The organism is Salipiger aestuarii, from assembly GCF_003259905.1.
In the GTDB taxonomy this organism is placed as follows: Bacteria; Pseudomonadota; Alphaproteobacteria; order Rhodobacterales; family Rhodobacteraceae; genus Salipiger; species Salipiger aestuarii.
This window is the reverse complement of the sequence record NZ_QLMG01000122.1, coordinates 1-1207: the sequence shown is the minus strand read 5'-3', so window position 1 is coordinate 1207 and position 1207 is coordinate 1. Positions and strand designations below refer to the sequence as shown.

Annotated in this window: 2 protein-coding genes; both read left to right on the top strand. The window is 55.0% G+C overall.

Going from position 1 to position 1207, the window contains the following annotated elements; translation table 11 throughout:
• The coding region (locus ATI53_RS23110; protein WP_146610019.1) for a UTRA domain-containing protein at nt 1-258 on the top strand (258 nt) is incomplete at its 5' end.
• A gap of 11 nt (nt 259-269) precedes the next feature.
• Complete coding sequence (locus tag ATI53_RS22820) at nt 270-1061, top strand: enoyl-CoA hydratase-related protein (protein WP_009506873.1); 792 nt, start codon at nt 270-272, stop codon at nt 1059-1061.
• Nucleotides 1062-1207 lie beyond the last annotated feature (146 nt).

Below are 1207 nucleotides of genomic sequence, written 5' to 3'. Positions count from 1 at the left end.
TCGGCACCGCCGAGATCATTCGCCTGGCCTGACGCCAGCGGGGAAAGGGGCTCTCTCGCCCTCAGGCCGCAGTGCTGCAACAATGCCATCCCGATGCCAGAAGATATGGCAGTGGCTTTGATATGCGAACCCGGCTCACCTGCGCTGATGGAACGGCGGCGCTACTGGTCAAACGAGGGTATCTTGTTCGAGGTAAGTCTGTCATTTTACCTCGGCGACCGGTTCCCTCAAACAATCCTGGTGGAACGGGAAATATGAAAAGGCACCACATGACCCAGTTTGAAACCCTGTCTTTCGAGCAAGTAGATAAAAGCATAGCGCTGATTACCTTGAATCGGCCCGCTTCTGCAAATGCCATGAATACTCAGATGGGCAAGGATCTGCTTGAACAGTTTCGAAGCATATTGATGGATCCAGCAGATTTGCGCTGTGTGGTTCTAACCGGAGCTGGAACCAAAGCGTTCTGTGCCGGCGGGGACCTTCGGGAACGCAACAGCATGTCTGATGCAGAATGGCAGCGCCAGCATGTGATCTTTGAACAAGCTTTCTATACACTTATGGACTGCCCGGTTCCCGTGATTGCGGCAGTGAACGGGGCAGCCTATGGCGGTGGTACGGAAATTGCTTTGGCTTGTGATTTCATCCATGCTGCCGAAACGGCTCGCTTTGCTTTGACCGAGCCTAAACTGGGTATCATCCCGGGCGGTGGCGGCACACAAAACCTGCCACGCGCGGTTGGTTCGCGCAGGGCCAAAGAACTGATTTACTCGGCACAATCCTTCAGTGCTGGTCAAGCTGCTGAATGGGGTATGGTAAACCATGTTTGGCCACAACAAGATCTGATTCCCGGTGTGCTGGCTTTAGCACAGCAGATTGCCGCGAACGGGCCTATCGCGGTGCGACAGGCCAAACGTGCAATGACTGTGGGGGTTGATACAGACCTTAAGACAGGGCTCGCCATCGAGATCGAAGCGTACAACCGCACGGTCCCCACATCAGATCGACGCGAAGGCGTACTGGCATTTAACGAGAAACGCCCTCCACAATTCACGGGGCAGTGAGGCAAATGGACCTGTCGCGGTTTGATGCTGCTCCTTTGATAGCATTTACTGCACCAAAGGAGACGGACTATGGGACTGAAATGGACGGACGACTTCCGCCAAGACGCGGTGCGAATTGCGCTGACAAGTGGGCTGACCACTGCCCG